The following is a 15,236-nucleotide window of genomic DNA, read 5'->3' as shown; positions in this document are numbered from 1 at the left end:
GAATACCGTTTCGTCGTGACACGACGATGACCACACCAATACCTGAACTCGCAGCCAGGATCCGGGCCGGCGATCGAGCGGCGCTGGCACGCGCCATCACCCTGGTCGAGTCGACCCGGGCCGACCACCGTGATGCCGCGCAGCAGCTGCTGCTCGAGCTCACACCAGAGGCAGGCCGGGCCCTGCACGTCGGCATCACCGGGGTGCCCGGGGTGGGGAAGTCGACGACGATCGAAGCGCTCGGCATGCATTTGATCGAGCGGGGGCACCGCGTCGCGGTGCTGGCGGTCGACCCGTCCTCGACCCGCACCGGGGGTTCGATCCTCGGTGACAAGACCCGGATGGCGCAGCTGGCGGTGCAGCCGGAGGCGTACATCCGGCCGTCGCCGACGTCGGGCACGCTCGGCGGGGTGGCCAAGGCCACCCGCGAGACCATCGTGCTGCTGGAGGCGGCCGGTTACGACGTCGTGCTGGTCGAGACCGTCGGCGTCGGGCAGTCCGAGGTGACGGTGGCCAACATGGTCGACACCTTCGTCTTCCTGACCCTGGCCCGCACCGGTGATCAGCTGCAGGGCATCAAGAAGGGCGTCCTGGAGCTCGCCGATGTCATCGTGGTCAACAAGGCCGATGGGGAGCACGCCATCGAGGCCCAGGCTGCCGCGCGCGAACTCGCGGGGGCGATCCGGCTGATCTACCCGCGCGACACCCTGTGGCGGCCGCCGGTGCTGACCATGAGCGCGTTGCACCGCGACGGCCTGGCCGCGATGTGGGACACCGTACTCAAACATCGTGAAACCCTCAGTGCGGCAGGCGAATTCGACGCTCGTCGGCGGGCCCAGCAGGTCGACTGGACCTGGACGATGGTGCGGGACACCGTGCTGGACCGCGTGTTGTCGAATGCTGCCGTCAAGGCCCATCGCGACGAGGTGGAACGCCAGGTGCGCGACGGTGAGCTGACGCCCGCGTTGGCGGCGCAGCGCATCATCGACCTCGCGAACTGATCGGGCCGCGTCCGGTTCGAGATTGCCGGTGGGGCCTGTCGTTGCAATATCGGGAACAGGCCCGAGGTGTTTTCGGGTAGCGCGCTGGCGAAACCAATTTCGGGTGGGTCCAGCTGCCTCACAGGTGTGCCGCAGAAAATGCGGCCGGTCCCGGCTGGCTATCAAAACTCTCCGTGATTTATACCGTGTGAGCACGGAAATCATCGGAACGATAGGTGGTCTCGCAACGAGTTACGCGCGCGTAATTGCGATCTTGAAGCGGCTTTAGCGGCGTCACTGAACCTGTGTATCCAGACTATTTAGCTAACAGATTGATAACGTCGGAGATGATCCGCGGCAGGCGCAGGTCATTATTTGGTAATGACCAACGCAATTCGCCGGGAGCGCAACGTGGCGCCTCTCCGGTCCGCCGGCGGGCCTCTTCCGCAGGGTGTTCAAGGTGCCGCTGATCCGAATTTCGCGAGTGTGGTGCGGGCCTTTTCCGCCATGTTCCCCAGCCGCTATCTGGGCGGTGGCGCCCTGTCGGTGTACCTCGACGGCGTTCCCGTCGTCGATGTGTGGACCGGCTGGGCAGACCGGTGGGGTACGCAGCCGTGGGAGGCGGACACCGGTGCCATGGTGTTCTCGGCGACGAAGGGGTTGGCTTCGACCGTCATCCACCGACTGGCCGATCGGGGCCTGATCGCCTACGACGCGCCGGTCGCCGACTACTGGCCGGCCTTCGCGGCCAACGGCAAGGCCGGCGTGACGGTGCGGGAGCTGATGCGGCACCGCGCGGGACTGTCGCAGTTGAACGGCGCCACGCGGGACGAGCTGATGGATCACCGCCACATGGAGCGGCGGTTGGCGGCAGCTCCGATGAGCTGGATGAAGGGGCGTCCGGCCTACCACGCCATCACCTACGGCTGGCTGTTGTCCGGCTTGGCGCGGGCGGTGACCGGGCAGGGCATGCGGGATCTGTTCCGCACCGAGCTGGCCGAGCCGCTCGGCGTCGACGGTCTGCACCTGGGGCGCCCGTCGGGCCATGCGCCGACGCGGCCCGCGCAGATCATCGGCCCGCAGTTCCGTATCCGCAATCCGCTGTTCGACGCGGTGGCGCCGCATGTGGCGAAGTTGCCGTTCTCGGGTGGCTTCGGCTCGATGTACTTCACCGGTATGCGGTCGATGGCGCAAGGGGACATACCGCTGCTGGATTCCGAGATGCCGGGCGCCAACGGGGTGGCCACGGCGCGATCGCTGGGCCGCCTGTACGGGGCGATCGCCAACGGTGGCCAGATCGATGGCCAGCGCTTCCTGTCCGCGGGCACTGTGGCGCAACTGCGGGGCACGGGCAGTGTGTTTCCGGACCTTGGCCTCGGTCTGCCGATGGACTTCAACCTGGGGTATCACGGCGTGCCGTTCCCGGGCATCCTGCCTGGCTTCGGACACGTGGGTCTGGGAGGGTCGCTGGGCTGGGCAGATCCCGATCGGGGCCTGGCTTACGGCTTCGTGCACAACCGGCTGTTGACGCCGCTGATGGTTGCCGATCAGGCCGGTTTCGTGGCGCTCGGGGCAATGGTGCGACACGGGGTGGCGCAGGCCCGCAGCAACGGTTTCTGTCGAGTGACGGAGTTCGGCGCGCCCTATGTCGATCCGGCCCCGGTTGCGGGCTGACGGAGTTTGCGCGCGCGAGATATGCGGCCGCATCGGAAGCGATGCGGACCGCCCTCAGCATGGCACTTTCGAATACACGCAGATGACTGGCGTGTTGATTTTTTGCCCGCATCGAGCGGAGTTCGTCACACTAGATATTTCATACCATTCGTATCGAGCATTGCCGAGAAAACGATTTTATGCCCACAGCCAGTAAGTCTGCGATTTTCTCAGTGTTGCTCAAATTCAAATTGCGATATCCACGCAAACATTTGCCCCGTAACGGCGTCCGCGTGTGCGCGGTGCTGGGGTGAACGATGTTCGCTACGGACCGCTATGCTTCCGCCCCGTGGCTGGTTCGAAAAGGCTCCGAACCAAACCCCTGCGCAACGGCGCGCCGGGCGGGTTGGGCCTTCCGCGGCGAGTGTGCTGCGGATATCCAGTGCCGATGGTCGCCTGGTAGCGATTCGACCGAAACGGGTAGCCCCGAATCGGCGGATCAGTTAATTTGACCCGGTAGGATTTCGAGCCAGTTTGTTTAAAGCGGCAAAGACGATTTCGCAGAGATTTTGAGCGCGGTCTGCAAAGCCACCCGACACAGCGTGTCGGAGTCAGGCCGGACTGCACGGAGAGGCGGTAGCTAAGTGGGTGGGTCACCGACGACACCCGTCGCGATCATCGGCATGGCATGCCGGCTTCCTGGCGGCATCAGTTCGCCAGAGGAGCTGTGGGAAGCCCTGCTGCGCGGTGACGACCTGGTTACCAAAGTCCCGCTGGAGCGGTGGGACGCCGAGGAGTACTACGACCCGGAACCCGGCGTGCCCGGCCGCTCGGTCTCCAAGTGGGGCGGCTTCATCGATGACGTCGCCGGCTTCGATGCCGACTTCTTCAACATCAGTGACCGCGAAGCCACCGCGATCGACCCGCAGCACCGCCTGATCCTCGAAACCTCTTGGGAGGCCGTGGAACACGCGGGCATCGACCCCGCCACCCTGGCCGGCTCGCTCACCGGTGTGTTCGTGGGTATGACCCACGGCGACTACCAGCTGCTCGCCGCCGACGCCCACGCCATCGAGGGCCCGTACGGCTTCACCGGCAACAACTTCAGCCTGGCCTCGGGCCGCGTCTCCTACCACCTGGGTGCGCACGGGCCGTCGTACACGGTCGACTCGGCGTGCTCGTCCAGCCTGCTCGCCATCCACAACGCGTGCCGCAGCCTGCACGACGGCGAGAGCGACGCCGCCCTCGCCGGTGGTGTGTCGATCATGCTGGAGCCGCGCAAGATGTCGTCGGGTTCGGCGCAGGGCATGCTGTCGCCCACCGGCCATTGCCACGCGTTCGACGTGGCCGCCGACGGCTTCGTCTCCGGCGAGGCATCGGTCATGTTCATGATGAAGCGCCTGGACGACGCGCAGCGCGACGGCGATCGCGTCCTCGCGGTCATCCGCGGTACCGCGAGCAACCAGGACGGCCACACGGTCAACATCGCGACCCCGGGCGCCGACGCCCAGGTCGCCGTTTACCGCCGCGCACTGGACCTCGCCGCCATCGACCCCGCCACCGTCGGTTACGTCGAGGCGCACGGCACCGGGACGCCGGTCGGTGACCCGATCGAATACTCAAGTCTGGCAACGATTTACGGCAAGCAGGGGCCGGTCGTGCTGGGCTCGGTCAAGACCAACGTGGGGCACGCGCAGTCGGCTTCGGGTGCGGTCGGTCTGATGAAGACCGTCCTGGCCCTGCAGCACGGCGAGGTGCCGAAGAACCTCTACTTCAACGAGATGCCCGCCGAGATGGCGGCGATCACCACCGGCCTGTTCGTGCCGACGGACCTCGTGCCGTGGCCGGCCACCGCCGACCATCCGCGCCGTGCCGCCGTGTCCGCGTACGGCCTGTCCGGCACCAACGTGCACGCCGTCGTCGAGCAGGCCCCGGCAGAGTCGTCGCCGCGCGTCGTCGAATCCGAAGGCCAGGGCATCGAGGGCAAACTGCTGTTCCCGGTGTCGTCCACCTCGGCTGAGGAACTGCGCCGCACGGCCGGCAAACTGGCCGACTGGGCGGCAGCCCAGGGCGCGTCCCTCGATCTCGCCGACACCGCCTACACGCTGTCCCGCCGTCGCGCCCACCGTCCGGTCCGCACCACGGTCCTCGCCGAGGACGCCACGGGTCTGATCCAGGCGCTCCGCGACGTCGCCGACAGCGACACCCCGTACCAGCGCGCGGCCGGCAACGGTGACCACGGCGCGGTGTGGGTGTTCTCGGGCCAGGGTTCGCAGTGGTCGGCGATGGGTGCCGGCCTGCTGGCCGCCGAGCCCGCCTTCGCCGCCGCCATCGCCGAGATCGAACCGCTGATCGAAGCGGAGTCCGGCTTCTCGATCACCGAGGCCATCACCGCCGGTGAGACGGTGACCGGCATCGACCGCATCCAGCCTGCCGTGTTCGCCATCCAGGTGGCGCTGGCCGCAACCCTGCGGTCGTACGGGGTGCAGCCCGGCGCGGTCATCGGCCACTCGATGGGTGAGTCGGCCGCCGCCGTCGTCTCCGGCGCACTGTCGCTGGCCGACGGTGTGAAGGTGATCTGCCGCCGCTCGAACCTGATGCTCAAGGTGTCCGGCTCGGGCGCCATGGCGTCGGTGGAGCTGCCTGCCCAGCAGGTGCTCTCCGAGCTCGGTGCCCGCGGCGTCAGCGACGTCGTCCTGGCGGTCGTCGCCTCGCCGCAGTCGACCGTCGTCGGTGGTGACAAGGACGCCATTCGCGCGCTGGTCAAGGAGTGGGACGAGCGCGGCGTCATGGCCCGCGAGGTGGCCGTCGACGTGGCGTCGCACACCCCGCAGGTCGACCCGATCCTGGACGAGCTGGCCGATGCCCTCGAGGACCTCGAGCCCGACGAGCCGGCGGTCCCGTACTACTCGGCCACGCAGTACGACCCGCGGGACCCCGCGGACTACGACGCCGACTACTGGGTGGACAACCTGCGCCACACCGTGCGCTTCGGCGCGGCGGTGCAGGCCGCGCTGGATGACGGCTTCCGGGTGTTCATCGAGCTGGCCCCGCATCCGCTGTTGGTGCACGCGGTCAACCAGAACGCCGCGCACCAGGACATCGGCATCGCGGCCCTGGCGGCGATGCGTCGCGAGCAGGACGTGCCGAACGGCCTGCGGGACGTCGTGGCCGACCTGCATGTTGCCGGGGCGGCCATCGACTTCTCGGCGATGTACCCGGACGGCGCGCTGGTCGACGTGCCACTGCCGACCTGGACCCGCAACCACCTGATTCTCACGCGTGATCCGCACGAGCAGGCCCCCGGCGGGGCCTCCCTGGCGGTGCACCCGCTGCTGGGCGCGCACGTCCGGCTCCCGGAGGAGCCCGAGCGTCATGTCTGGCAGTCCGACCTGGGCACCGGCATGCAGCCGTGGCTGGGTGACCACCAGGTGCACAACGTGGCGGCACTGCCGGGCGCCGCGTACTGCGAGATGGCGCTCGGCGCGGCCCGTGAGGTGCTGGGTGAGGCCTCCGAGGTGCGCAACGTGACCTTCGAGGCGATGCTGCTGCTCGAGGAGGAGACCGCCGTGTCGGCGGTGGCCACGGCGGTCCCGTCGGGCGACATCGACTTCCTCGTCGAGACCTACCAGGACGGCGAGCAGGTTCGCCGTGCCGGCGCGACGCTGCACGCCATCGAAGATGATGCGGCCCGTCCGGCGTACAACCTGGCCAAGCTGGTCGCCGCGCACACCGCCGATGTCGACGGTGGCGACCTGCGCGCCTGGTTCGCCGATCGTGGCATCCAGTACGGCCCGGCGTTCTCCGGTCTGACGGCGGCCCACACGACGCAAGGCACCACGGTGCTTGCCGCGGTCGCGCTGCCCGGTGCCATCCGGTCGCAGCAGAGCGCTTACACCGTGCACCCGGCGCTGCTCGACGCGTGCTTCCAGGCAGTGGCCGCGCATCCCGATCTGCACGGCGACACCACCGGCGCGTTGATGCTGCCGCTGGGTGTCGGCAAGTTGCGCGCCTATGAGTCGACGCGCAACGCGCACTACTGCTACGTCAAGCTCACCAGCCTGTCGCCGACCGCCGTCGAAGCCGACATCGACGTGCTCGACGAGCACGGCGCGGTGCTGCTCGCGGTGACCGGCCTGCGGCTGGGCACGGGCGTGTCCGAGGAGGGCCAGCGCGAGCGGCTGCTCAACGAACGCCTGCTGAACATCGAATGGCGCAGCCAGGACGCGCCGGTCGCCAACGTGGTGGATCCGGGCCGCTGGCTGCTGATCTCCGCCGCGGCGGACGCCGACAGCCTGACCGAGAAGCTCTCGGAGGTCCTGCAATCCGACGAGGCCGACGTCTCCACCATGGCGTGGCCCGCCGACGCCGACCACGCGGGGAACTCCGAAGCGCTGCAGGCCACCTTGACGGCCAAGCCGTTCAAGGGCGTCGTCATCGTCACGGGTGCGCCCGAGGAGCCGGCGGCCGCTGCATCGGCGGCCACCGCGCAGCGGGGTGTGACGCAGGTCGAGCAGCTGGTGCACATCGTCCGGGGGCTGCCGGACGTGCCGGGTCACCCGGCCCGGCTGTACGTGCTCACCCGGGGTGCCCGCACCGTGCTGTCCGCCGATGTGGCCAACCTGGAGCAGGGCGGCATCCGCGGCTTCATGCGGGCCATCGGCATGGAGTACCCGGCGATGCGGCCGACCCAGATCGATCTGGACGTGCAGGCCGACGTGGCGCATGTCGCCGCGGAACTGCTGTCCGGCTCTGAAGAGGACGAGACGGCATGGCGTTCGGGCGAGTGGTTCACCGCGCGCCTGAACCTGAGCCAGCTGCAACCCGAGGAACGTCGCAGGACCGTCGTGCGGCCGGAGACCGATGGTGTGCAGCTGCAAATCCGGACCCCCGGCGACCTGTCGTCGGCGGAGCTGGCCGCGTACGAGCGCATCGCTCCGGGACCGGGCCAGATCGAGGTGTCGGTCGCAGCGTCCAACCTGAACTTCGCCGACGTGCTCGTGGCCTACGGCCGGTACCCGAGCTTCGAGGGCCGGCTGCCGCAGCCGGGCGCGGACTTCGCCGGTGTCGTGACCGCTGTCGGCCCGGGCGTCATCGATCACCAGATCGGCGACCGGGTGGCGGGTATCTCGCTGACCGGTGCCTGGAAGACGTTCGTCACCTGCGACGCCAACCTGGCCGTGAAGATTCCGGACGATCTGCCCGAGGGCAGCGCGGCGGCGGTGCCCAGTGCGCACGCCACCGCGTGGTACGGCCTGCACAACCTGGCCCGCATCCAGGCCGGCGACAAGGTGCTGATCCACTCCGCCACCGGTGGTGTGGGACAGGCCGCGATCGCCATCGCGCGGGCCGCAGGTGCCGAGATCTACGCCACCGCGGGTAGCGACGATCGTCGAAACCTGTTGCGCAGCTGGGGAATTCAGCACGTCTACGATTCCCGTAGCACTGCCTTCGCCGAGGAGATTCGCCGCGACACCGACGGCTACGGCGTCGACGTCGTGCTGAACTCGCTGCCGGGTGCGGCACAGAAGGCCGGTGTCGACCTACTGACCTTCGGCGGCCGGTTCGTCGAGATCGGCAAGCGTGACATCTACGGCGACACCCGGATGGGCCTGTTCCCGTTCCGCCGGAACCTGTCGTTCTACGCCCTCGATCTGGCCCTGCTGACGTTGACCAACCCCGACGTCACGCGCGGCATGCTGGAGACGATCTTCGGACAGATCGCCGACGGCGTGCTGCCGGTGCCCGACACCACGCACTACCCGCTGAGCGACGCCGCCACCGCCATCCGCGTCATGGGCGCGGCCGGCCACACCGGCAAGCTCGTGCTCGACATCCCGCACACCGGGGAGTTCGAGGCGGTGCTGTCGCCGGAGCACGCTCCCGTGTACCGGGCCGACGGTTCCTACATCGTCACCGGTGGTCTCAGCGGCCTCGGCCTGTTCCTGGCCGAGAAGCTGGCGGCCGGCGGCTGCGGACGCATCGTGCTCAACGCGCGTTCGGAGCCGAGCGCGCAGACCCGGCAGGCCATCGAGGCCGTCCGCAGCAAGGGCGCCGAGGTCGAGGTGGTGTTGGGTGACATCGCCGCCGCCGACACTGCCGCCCGTCTGGTTGCTGCCGCCGAGTCGACAGGCAAGCCGCTGCGCGGCGTGCTGCACGGCGCAGCGGTGGTCGAGGATGCGACGTTGCCGAACATCACCGACGAGCTGATCGAGCGTGACTGGGCGCCGAAGGTGTACGGCGCGTGGTACCTGCACGAGGCGACGGCCGGTGCCGACCTGGACTGGTTCTGCTCGTTCTCGTCGGCTGCCGCGATGGTCGGCTCGCCCGGCCAGGCTGCCTACGCCGCGGCCAACAGCTGGCTGGACGCGTTCACCCACTGGCGACGTGCTCAGGGGCTGCCGGCCGGTGCGATCGCCTGGGGCGCCTGGGCCAAGATCGGTGCCGGGCAGGGGATGGCGTCCGACGAGACCATGGCGATCGATCCGGAGGACGGTGCCTACGCGTTCGACGCGATCATCCGCCACGACCGTGCCTACGCCGGCTACGCGCCGGTGGCCGGGGCCGACTGGCTGGTGGCTTTCGCCCAGACCAGCAAGTTTGCCGAGTCGTTCGCCAACATCGGGCGGGGAGGCGCGGGCACGAGCGAGTTCCTCGCGGAGTTCCATGCACTGTCGGAGGAGGAGCGGCCGGCTCGGCTGAGGCGCCTGATCACCGACGCTATGTCTATGATACTTAGGCGATCTGTCGATCCTGACCGTCCGTTGGCCGAGTACGGCCTCGATTCGCTCGGGGCGCTTGAACTGCGGACACGTATCGAGGCCGAGACGGGAGTCCGGATCGGTTCTTCGGACATCACGAATGTTCGGGCTCTGGCAGACCGCCTGGGGGAGGCGATTTCGACGGCGATTTCGACATGACGGGTCAGGGTAGGGCGTCACAGAAGCCGCACGCTGAATTCACCGAAGCACAGGAGAGTGAGCATGGTTGCGATTAGGACCATCCATGACTGGATGGGTTCCTCGGGTGTTCTGACTTCCTGGAACCCTTCCTCTGCGTCGCTCACCAAGCTGCGCAATGCACCGGTCAGTTCGGTTCCGGTCAGCTATCAGCAGAGCCAGCACATCCGCGCGTTCCGTTCGCACGAGCGCAACGGCACCGACATGGCCCGGCTCAACATCGCGGCCTGGGACATGCCGGGTAAGTGCGACGTCCGGGCGATGACGCACGTCATCAACGCCTACGTGCGCCGGCACGACACATTCCACAGCTGGTTCGAGCTCACGGACGACGACGCGGTGGTCCGCCGGACGGCGAAGAGCCCGCGGGACATCAAGCTGGTGGCCACCGAGCACGGCGAGATGAACGCTCAGCAGTGGCGTGACCACGTGCTCGCGACGCCCGATCCGCTGCAGTGGGACTGCTTCCACTTCGGCATCATCCAGCGCGACGACCACTTCACCTTCTATTTCAGCATCGACCACGTGCACACCGATGCGTTGCTGATGGGGCTGGTGCTGGTCGAGATCCACCTCATGTACGCGGCTCTGGTCAGTGGCGCTCCGCCGATCCCGTTGGCCGACGCCGGCAGCTACGACGACTACTGCGTCAAGCAGGCGGATTTCACCGCGGCGCTGACGCTGGAGTCGCAGGAAGTCAAGGACTGGATCAAGTTCGCCGAGGCCAACGACGGCACGCTGCCGTGCTTCCCGCTGCCGCTCGGTGACCCGACGGTGGCCTGCGGTGGCGAGATGCTCACCGTCCGGTTGATGGACAAGCATCAGTCGGAGCGGTTCGAGTCGGCGTGCATCTCCGCCGGGGCCCGAGTCATCGGCGGCGTGATCGCCTGCGCGGCGCTTGCCGAGCACGAGCTCACCGGCCGGCCGGTCTACAACGTCATCACCCCGACCACGACGCGCCGCACCCCGGCCGAGTTCATGACGACCGGTTGGTTCACCGGCGTCGTGCCGATCAGCGTCCCGGTGGCGCCGGAGTCGTTCGGCGACACGGCACGCGCCATGCAGAAGGCGTTCGACGCCGGCATGGACCTCGCGCACGTCCCGTTCGAGCGCGTGCTGGAACTGGCAGAGGGCAAGGTGGACTCGATCCGCAAGGCGGACCCGGGTGTGCCGATGGTGTCGTACCTCGACACCAACCTGCCGCCGCTGTCGCCGGCCATCATGAACGAGTGGGAGCGGCTCAACGGCCGCGTGTACAGCGATGCCCGCTCGGCGTACCAGATCGGCATCTGGGTGAACCGGTCCGAGAAGGAAACGTCGGTCACCATCGCCTATCCGGACAACCCCATCGCCCGCGAATCGGTGGACAAGTACCTGCACGCGATGCGTGCGGTGTACTTGCGGGTCGCCGACGGCGGTTCTGGGGCCGGCCGTTCGGATGCCTTGCGCCACAACGGTTGCCGCAGCGAACTGATTCGAGCTGTGAAGGGCTGATCTGTGACGACCTCCACGCGTCCGTCGCGTGTGCCTTTGTTGCGCCGCTGGCTGGCTGACGGCAACGCCGACGATCAAGGCCGCGTGCTCGACTACGTCGATCAGGCGATGTTCCTGGGTCTGCGGGCCACTGGGCAGGCCGCCGTCATGCAGTGCGTCTGGGTCTATGAGCACCCGGTCGACATGGAGGGCCTGCGCCGGTTCCACTACAACTTCGGTCACGGTCTGGCCGGTCGGCGCATCGAGCCGTCGATTCTGCCGTTCGGCCGGCATCGGTGGGTGTCGTCGCTGGGGCCACCGGCGCCGATGCGGGTGTACGAGACCGTCCGTCCGCGCGCCGAGCTGGGCGACTTCCTCGACGAACACGCCCAGATCCCGGTCGACCCGGAATTCGGTCCGGCCTGGCACATGGGGGTGCAGCCGCTCGACGACGGTGCCACCGTGGTCAGCCTGGTCGGTTCGCACTGCATCGGTGACGGCGGCGGCGCCATGCTGACGGTGTTCGAGTCGGTGACGGGCCAGGTGCGCGACCTCGGTCTGCCCCAGCCGCGGTCCCGCTCGTCGTTGAAGGCGCTGCGCGCCGACTTCCGCCAGACCTTCCGCGATCTGCCGGAACTCGGTCGTTCGATGAAGTCGGCGGCCAAGCAGGCATACCAGAAGCGCAGCGAGCTGCGGGGCTCCGGCAAGTCAGCCGCAGCCCATCTGGATGCGGCCAGTGCCAAGGAAAACCTGGTGGTACCGGCGATCTTTGCGTTCATCGACGCCGCTGAATTCGACGCCAGGGCCAAAGCGCTCGGCGGAAACAGCTATGCGCTGATCGCCGGGTTCGCCGCTCGGTTGTCCGAGCGGATAGGCCGCTTCAGCGAGGCCGAAGGTGTGGTGCCGCTGGTCGTGCCGATCAATGACCGCACTCTCGAGGACACCCGCGCCAACGCGGTGCTGATCGGTGAAGCCCGGGTCAATCCGAAGGGCGTTGCCGAGGACCTGACGGAAACGCGGGCGATCATCAAGGAAGCCCTGCGGAAGATGCGCGAAGAGCCCGACGAGAAGTTGGAGCTGCTGCCGCTGACGCCGTTCATCCCCAAGCGGGTCGTCACCCAGGCCGCGGATATCGCGGTCGGGTTCGGAGAGTTGCCGGTGTTCTGCTCGAACCTCGGCGTGCTGCCGGACGATCTGGCGCGCGTCGACGGGACGCCGGCCGAGTACGTGATGGCACGCGGCGTGGATGGTCAGGTGCCGCGCGCGGTGATGGAGCACCGCAAGGGCATTCTGACCGTCATCTCCATGCAGATGATCGGCCGGGTGTCGATGGCCGTGATCGGTTACCAGCCGGGCGCCGAGAACACCAAGGCCGCTCTGCGCGCGCACGTGGAAGCGACGTTGGCCGAGTTCGGCCTGTCTGCCGTCTACGAATAACTCCCCGACAATCCCAGTTTCGACAATCGAAAAGTGAAGGGCCAGGTCTATCTTGTCCACTGATACCCGGTCGAAGAGGACCGGCAGCGGCCGGTTCGGCAAGCTGCCGCAGGAGTTGGACCGTCCGCAGGACCGTCTGGACTACATGGACGAGGCGACCTTTCTGTCGTACCGGGCCAGCGGCCGGGTCCAGGTCATGCTGGCGATGTGGTTCTACGAAGGGCCCGTCGATCTCGACGGCCTGCGCCGGTTCCACGCGAACTTCGGCCGGAGCCTGGCGGCCCGGCGCATCGAGCGTTCGCCGTTGCCGTTCGGTCGCGCCCGCTGGGTCGCCGCGCCGGCCGTCGAGCGGCCGCTCGACATCGCCGAAACCGCCCGCCCGCGTTCGGAACTGACGGACTGGCTGGAGGAGCGGTCGCAGATCCCGATCGATCCCGAGCACGGTCCCGGCTGGCACCTGGGCGTCCAGTCGTTCAGCGACGGTTCGACGGCTGTGGCGCTGGCGCTGTCGCACTGCCTGATCGACGGCACCGGAGCGGTGGCCGCGATCATGGAATCGGTCCTGGGCCAGAGCCGGGATCTGGGTTACGCCCAGCCGGGGTCCCGGACCCGGTGGCAGGGCCTCCGCGCAGATCTGCGCCAGGCTCGGCGCGACTGGCCCGAGGTCCGCCGGACCGTGGTGGCCGCCGCGAAGATGCTCCACCGCAGGCGTCACGAGCTCTCCACGTCCGGGGACACCCGACCTGCCCCGACCGGGACCAACCCCGACGAGCACGTGCTGATGCCGTTCGCCGGCACCCACATCGACGTCGAGCAGTGGGATGCGAAATGCGATGCCCTGGGCGGCAACACCTACTCGCTGGCCGCGGCATTCGCGGCCCGGCTGGGTGTCCGGATGGAACGGCACCGCAAGCACGACAACAACATTGCCCTCATGGTCGCGGTCAACGACCGCACCTCGATGGACGACACCCGCGCCAATGCCATGGCGTTCGCCAATCTGACCGTCGACCCGACCCACGTGGCCAAGGACCTGACGGACCTGCGGGCGGCGCTGCGCACCTCGCTCAGCACGGCCAAGGAGCAGCCGGACGAGTCGTTCGTCCTGCTGCCGCTGACGCCGTTCATTCCGCTGCGCGCGGTCGACAAGACGGCTGACCTGGTGCTCGGTGACATGCCGGTGACGTGCTCGAACTTCGCCGAGTTGCCGGACCTGATGTGCCGGCCCGACGGCGTCAACCAGGCGACGTTCCTGAACTGCTGGGGTGTCGAGCAGAACGTCAAGCGGGCCGACATCGAGCGGCCCGGCGGCCTGCTCGTGGTCGCGTCCGGCCGGTACAACGGCCGGGTGAACCTCGGGATCGTCGGCTACCAGGTGGGGGCCGAGAACACCCGGGCCGTGCTGCGCGAACTCGTCCAGCAGACGCTCGACGAGTTCGGCCTCACGCCGCTCACTCTCTACTAGAGGCGGCCTTCTCCAACAGATCCGCGGTGCGTGCGACGCTGTCCGCGGGCTTCGTCATGCGCGCGGCGGCGGCCCGGACCCGCTCCGCACACTCCGGCTGTAGCGCGGTGCGCAGAGCGGCCTTCAGCGATGCCGGCGTGGTCTTCGAAAAGCGGCCTGACGCCCCGAGTTTCAGCTTCTTGATCTGCCCGGCCCACACCGGCTGGTCGGCGCTGACCCACAACACCACGGTCGGGACCCCGGCGCGCAGCCCTGCCGCGGTGGTGCCGGCACCGCCGTGATGGACCAGTGCCCGGCACAGCGGGAACACCGCGGCATGGTTGACGGCACCGACCAACTTCACGTGGTCGCCCAGCACGGTGTTCGGCAGGTCCCAGACACCCGAGCTGATCAGCGCCCGCTCGCCGAGTTCGGCGCACACCGCGTCGATCATCGCCACGGCGTCGGCGGGGGAGTCCACCGGCATGCTGCCGAAGCCGAAATAGATGGGCGGCTTTCCGTTCGTGATCCAGTCCATGACGTCGGCGTCGGTATCGGTCTGCAGTTCCATCGACATGGACCCGACCAGGGGCTTGGCGTCGCCGTATTCGGCCGCCAGCCCGGGGAACAGCACCTCGTCGTAGGCCTGGATTTCCAGCGCGCCGCGGTCCTCGATGCGGCGGACGGCCCGCACCGTGGCCGGCGGCAGCCCCAGGGTGCGCCGCTGGATGTCCTCGGCCTCCTTGAGCATGCGCCAGTGGAACCACTCGCCGACGGCGAAGCCGCGGCGGATCAGCGGTAGCGGCAGCGGTACCGGCAGCACCTGGCTGTTGGGGCGGAACGGGAAGTAGTGCAGGGCGGCCAACGGGATGTCGAAATGCTCGGCGACGTTGGCGGCGACCTCTTGGTAAGTGGTCCCGGCGAGGAGCAGATCCGCGTCCCCGGCGACCTCGGTCAGGGTGGCGTTCATGTCCTGCCAGCCCTGCGTCATGTAGTCCCGCAGTTCGCGCACCGCATTGACGGGGTTCTTGACGCTCAAATGGTCGCGAAAGATGTCCGCATCGAGTTGCTGCTGAGAATCCACGCCGTAGCTGGCGGGTTCGGGAAGACCCGCCGAAGCGACGAATGACACCAGATTCGGCGGCACGGCCATGCGCACTTCGTGGCCGCGGCGCAGCAATTCGCGGGCCACGGCCCCGCTGGGCTCGATGTCTCCGCGCGTGCCATGGATGGCGATAGCAAACTTCACAGGACGCCACACATATTGGTCTGCCGCTGATCTCCGCATTG

The 15,236-nt window shown here is 68.2% G+C and carries 7 protein-coding genes; 6 read left to right on the top strand and 1 reads right to left on the bottom strand.

Annotated features, from left to right (window positions below; all coding sequences use genetic code 11):
* The first annotated feature begins 26 nt into the window (after positions 1-26).
* The 6 genes from meaB to ACNO8X_RS17080 all read left to right on the top strand — a co-directional run bounded on the left by meaB (position 27) and on the right by ACNO8X_RS17080 (position 13,967).
* On the top strand, positions 27-1,001 hold the full coding sequence (gene meaB / locus ACNO8X_RS17105; RefSeq protein ID WP_418001981.1) for a methylmalonyl Co-A mutase-associated GTPase MeaB: 975 nt from the start codon (positions 27-29) through the stop codon (positions 999-1,001).
* Positions 1,002-1,361: 360 nt separating this feature from the next.
* Positions 1,362-2,654: a serine hydrolase domain-containing protein gene (locus ACNO8X_RS17100; protein WP_418001980.1), complete on the top strand. Its 1,293-nt coding sequence runs from the start codon at positions 1,362-1,364 to the stop codon at positions 2,652-2,654.
* Positions 2,655-3,277: 623 nt separating this feature from the next.
* On the top strand, positions 3,278-9,553 hold the full coding sequence (pks2, locus tag ACNO8X_RS17095) for a sulfolipid-1 biosynthesis phthioceranic/hydroxyphthioceranic acid synthase (protein ID WP_418001979.1): 6,276 nt from the start codon (positions 3,278-3,280) through the stop codon (positions 9,551-9,553).
* 63 nt (positions 9,554-9,616) lie between these two features.
* Complete coding sequence (locus ACNO8X_RS17090) at positions 9,617-11,086, top strand: condensation domain-containing protein (RefSeq protein ID WP_260938885.1); 1,470 nt, start codon at positions 9,617-9,619, stop codon at positions 11,084-11,086.
* 3 nt (positions 11,087-11,089) lie between these two features.
* Positions 11,090-12,502: a hypothetical protein gene (locus ACNO8X_RS17085; protein ID WP_418001978.1), complete on the top strand. Its 1,413-nt coding sequence runs from the start codon at positions 11,090-11,092 to the stop codon at positions 12,500-12,502.
* A gap of 52 nt (positions 12,503-12,554) precedes the next feature.
* Entirely contained in the window at positions 12,555-13,967 is a 1,413-nt protein-coding gene (locus ACNO8X_RS17080; RefSeq protein WP_418001977.1) for a hypothetical protein, read from the top strand.
* On the opposite strand, the gene ACNO8X_RS17075 is transcribed toward ACNO8X_RS17080, so the two are convergent.
* The gene (locus ACNO8X_RS17075) at positions 13,954-15,195 is read right to left on the bottom strand and encodes a glycosyltransferase (RefSeq protein WP_418001976.1); all 1,242 of its coding nucleotides are present in this window, start codon (positions 15,193-15,195) and stop codon (positions 13,954-13,956) included. The two genes, ACNO8X_RS17080 and ACNO8X_RS17075, sit on opposite strands and share 14 nt — an antisense overlap.
* Between the last annotated feature and the right edge of the window lie 41 nt (positions 15,196-15,236).

The organism is Mycobacterium sp. PDNC021 (assembly GCF_048282635.1).
Taxonomy (GTDB): domain Bacteria; phylum Actinomycetota; class Actinomycetes; order Mycobacteriales; family Mycobacteriaceae; genus Mycobacterium; species Mycobacterium llatzerense.
Note: the sequence above shows the minus strand (reverse complement) of the source record. Positions and strands in the feature narration are given on the sequence as shown.

Excerpts from the sequence above, each read along its gene's own strand:
- meaB (WP_418001981.1), top strand. The coding sequence starts at position 27 with ATGACCACACCAATACCTGAACTCGCAGCCAGGATCCGGGCCGGCGAT.
- ACNO8X_RS17100 (WP_418001980.1), top strand. The coding sequence starts at position 1,362 with ATGACCAACGCAATTCGCCGGGAGCGCAACGTGGCGCCTCTCCGGTCC.
- ACNO8X_RS17090 (WP_260938885.1), top strand. The coding sequence starts at position 9,617 with ATGGTTGCGATTAGGACCATCCATGACTGGATGGGTTCCTCGGGTGTT.